The following is a 3,835-nucleotide window of genomic DNA, read 5'->3' on the forward strand; positions in this document are numbered from 1 at the left end:
GACCGGTAACGCCATACCGCCTCCCCATGCCAGTCGAAGTCGTCACATCCGACCAGCACAACGAGCAACCCGGCAAACCTTCCCGGTCACAGCACTAGAAATGACGTGCCGCCTGGTTGCTGTGCCGGGCGGCATCGGACCGTCGCAATGATCACGTGGCTGAACGCGTGCAGGTTCGTGAGGTCGATGACGACGAGGGCAGACGGCTGCTGCGGATCGTCCGCAGGGGCACCGGGGTCGGTGGTGACCTGGCGCCGGGCCCAGAGGGTGCTGCTGTCCGCCCAGCGCATGCCAGTGGCACAGACCGCCGAGGTCGCGTTCACCAGCCCGGACCGGGTCCGCGACGTGATCCACAACTTCAATGCCGACGGCTTCGACTCCCCCTACCCGAGATACCGGGGCGGACGACCGAGGACGTCCACCCTGCCCGAGCGCCGCGAGATCAGAAGACCGCCGAGTCCAAGCCGGCCGGGCACGGCATGCCGCTCTCGACCTGGGGCCTGGCCAAGCTGGCCGCCTTCCTGGTCGCCGAGGGGGTGGTCGACGACATCAGCCACGAGGGTCTGCGCATCCTGCTCCGCGAAGACGGCGCCTCCATGCAACCTGAATACCTGGAAGACCTCCCGCCACCCCGGCTATGCCACGAAGAAGGCGCGCGTCGAACACCTCTACGCCATCGCTGACGGCGAGGCCGTACCCGAGGTCTCGCTGCGGATGCGGGCACGTTCGCGTCACTGGGCTGCGAGGAGTCAGGGTGACGGGCGCTCCTTGTTGGGCCAGCGCAGGTAGGCGCGCAGGGCCCGGGTCTGGACCGTGTGATTGGGATGGTTCGAGTTGGCCAAGGTGAACTGCCGCAAGGACCCGAAATGGACTTCGATCGGGTTGGCCCAGGAGGCGAGGCCGGGGTGAAGCACAGCTCGACCTTGTTCCGGGCCGCCCACCTGCGGATTCTCCAGTTCAGGTGGGCGGAGGGGTTATCCAGGCTCACGTAGATCGGGGCGCCGTCCGGGCGGGCCGCCCGGTTCGTTCCCAACGCCGCCCAAGTGTGGTCGATGCCCTTGCGCCTGCGGTTGATGCCCCACATCTGGTCGTCGCCGACGGAGTAGCAGCCGTGGAAGTAGGTGCGCCGGTAGGTGGCTGGCAGCCGATCAGGCCGACTCTGTTCGGCCCAGCAGGAGCCCGCGGTGGGGCAGATCCCCAAGGGCCCGAACTCGTCGAACGCAAAGGTGCGGTCCGGCCGCTCGTTGATACGTACTCGATCCGGGCCAGTTTGACGTCGAATTCCGTGTCCGGGGACTCCTTCCAGGTCTTCGTGCGCTGGAAGGAGATCCCGCGGCGGGCCAGTAAGCACCGCAGGGCCTCCCGGCTGATCCGGACGGACCGGGCACTATTCCTGCGCAGGTGATCGGTGAGCTTGTGGATCGACCAGCGCGAGAAGGGCTTGCCCAGCACGGTCGGGCGGGTGGTGGCCGTCTGGACGGTCCTCGTCGTCACGATCGAGAAGGCGGAGACTGCCTACCGCCCACCAAGGGTCAAGGCATGCGAGCCCGATGTCGTTGAACCTGTGGATCACATCGCGGACGGTGTCCTCGTCCGCCTGGCCAGACGGGCTATAACCGGGACGGTGCAGCCGCCAGCAGAGGCCAGCAGCATCATCGCCCGCCGGAACCGCACCGAGCTGGTACTGCCCCGCCGGACGATGTGCTGAAAGCCCCTGGCCCGGTGAAGCCTCCACCCGGCGGCCCGTCGGGGTGGCGGTTCAACCCCCAGCACCGCCGATTGCCCGCCTCCAGCCCATACTTCGCCGACCGCGACGCTCTCCAACCCGCGGACGCGCCCTACCCGCGCTGGCTCCGTGGGGGACGGCGTCGGCCACCTGGTCGGCCTGGAGCACGTGGGCGTCCTCCACTTGGACGGCGACGCCGACCACGCCCACCAGTCCTCCAAGCCATCGCGGTCGAACTCGCCAGCACACTCCCTGCCCGGGCACCTGGAGAGCACCGCGCTCGACGACACCGTCGCCGGGTCTCGGCGATGCAGCCCCCGAACGAGTCGCCCGCGCTAACACCCTCGCCGACGCGTTCGCCGAAACCATCACTCTGCCCGGCACCAGCTTCTTTGTTCGCCATCCTCCGCGACGGCACCTTCTACGAATCCTGCATGACCCACACATGTCGAGCCCGCCGCATGAAGCCATCAAGACCGAATCATCACAAAACCGGCAGGCCCTTGGCGAAGGGCATAAAAGTAGTACCCCCTTGAGCAGCCCCTATCGAGGCAGCCCTCGAAAATCAGGGGATAAGAGAACAGCTCAACAGCGTATCCTCACCCCCTTCCGTTCAGAAGAGGCCGATCGGAGGGAAGTCAATCGTCCGATGGCCAGTCTCTTTTCGCGCCGCACACGGGCAAGAGCGGCGGTAATGCCCTGTCGTACACTGCCGCCATGACCCTCGATCGCCAAATAATGCAACTCGCAGAGCGGCTGCACGCCGTACACAGTCACGAGGATGCCGCCGAACTATGCAATATTGTTTCGCGAATGCATGATCTATGGGGTGGAACTGATGAAGCAGATCTCGCCGACACGATGGAATTGATCAGCGCTCACGCGGCTGTTGCCGCGACAATAATTCGAAGTCACACGGTTCCCCCGTTCTTCTAGGCCCCCCATTTCGAATGTTGCTATTCGCGCGGTGACGGCTTTTTTGCTCTGCGCGTTCGCCGCTGTGGACGATCCGGCATCGCGGGCCTACTACGACAGGAAGATCACCCAGACCACTCGCCAGACGTGGGCCGACGTCCTCTGCGCGTTGCGCCGAGACGGAACAACGTACCGGAGACCGATTCGGCTGCCGCTCCGCCGACCTAGGTATAAAACTGCCAGACGTTGGTTGCACATGGGTCGCCGACCGTGACGGAGATCTGCCATGCCCTCTTCGCCCCACAGCAGGACCGCCAGTCCCAGAGGCGTCTGGCGGTCCTGCGACACGCCGATGAGGTCACCGGGAACGTCTCGCTGACCTGCCGGTACTACGGATCAGCCGCAACTGGCTCCTACAAGTGGCAGCGTCGCCACGAGGGGGAAGGCCTTGCGGGGCGGAGCGACCGCTCCAGCGCGCCGCATCTCATCGGTGGGGAGGCCACGCCGAAAGTCTGCGGCGTAAGCGTGGCGATGCTGCCGGCGTAGAGCTGAGCACCTCACCTGTTGATCGATTTCGTGGTGAACGTGGGAACTGTCCGCGGTCGCCCCCATATCGGATATCCAGTCCGGTCGGGGGCAGGCCCTGATCAGACGCTCGACGGTGTTCCGCTCCTGTTGTCGACGGTCGCGCAATTCCAATGAGTTGGGGTTTCGTGCCGGTGTAATTTCCCACCCTGACGGTCACGAGTCCCCATGGGGATGTTGACCGCGATCCTTCGAGCATGCACATGGCGGAGGGGTGGGTGTTTCCGGCGATTCGGGTGGTTTGATCTTCGGTTCGTTACTCCTTGCGGATCGGTCGGGTTTCCCTTCGGCATGCCGGTGCCCGGGTTGAGGGTCCTGGCCATTGGGGCGCCGCAGCGTCCCTGGACCTGCGAGCCGAGAAGCCGACGGGCACACCGGATAGCGAGGAAAACATTCACCGTGGTCGACATCGTCGAGATCTAGATCCACTGAGCTTGTTCAGCGGTGGGTCTCCAGGGTGAGGATGGCTTTGGTGGTTGATGTGAGCCTGGTGGGGTGGCAGCGGGCTTTGCGGAGGATGCGCCAGGTCTTGATCGATGCGATGGCTCTCTCGACTGGCCATCGGAGGCGGGAGCGGGCTCGGTTGACGCGCTTCTGTCTGGGTGTGGG

Annotated in this window: 2 protein-coding genes and 2 pseudogenes; 2 read left to right on the forward strand and 2 right to left on the reverse strand. The window is 65.3% G+C overall.

The annotated features are described in order from the left end of the window. Window positions 1-155: 155 nt before the first annotated feature. A pseudogene (locus tag IF89_RS49480) lies at window positions 156-702 on the forward strand (helix-turn-helix domain-containing protein); the annotation flags it as partial. 32 nt (window positions 703-734) lie between these two features. On the opposite strand, the pseudogene IF89_RS48570 reads toward IF89_RS49480, so the two are convergent. Next, window positions 735-1,770: pseudogene (locus IF89_RS48570) on the reverse strand (IS630 family transposase); the annotation flags it as partial. A gap of 673 nt (window positions 1,771-2,443) precedes the next feature. On the opposite strand from IF89_RS48570, the gene IF89_RS46620 reads away from it, so the two are divergent. Beyond that, window positions 2,444-2,662, forward strand: coding sequence for a hypothetical protein (locus IF89_RS46620; RefSeq protein ID WP_158718091.1), 219 nt, complete (start codon window positions 2,444-2,446; stop codon window positions 2,660-2,662). Window positions 2,663-3,664: 1,002 nt separating this feature from the next. Here the strand turns inward: IF89_RS46620 and IF89_RS45365 are convergent. After that, the coding region (locus tag IF89_RS45365) for a transposase family protein (RefSeq protein ID WP_324605403.1) at window positions 3,665-3,835 on the reverse strand (171 nt) is incomplete at its 5' end.

The sequence above is a fragment of the Streptomyces sp. NRRL F-2664 genome (genome assembly GCF_000719345.1).
Classification (GTDB): domain Bacteria; phylum Actinomycetota; class Actinomycetes; order Streptomycetales; family Streptomycetaceae; genus Streptomyces.

Bases quoted from the DNA above. Each gene is read 5' to 3' on its own strand.
- IF89_RS46620 (WP_158718091.1), top strand. From the start codon at position 2,444: ATGACCCTCGATCGCCAAATAATGCAACTCGCAGAGCGGCTGCACGCC.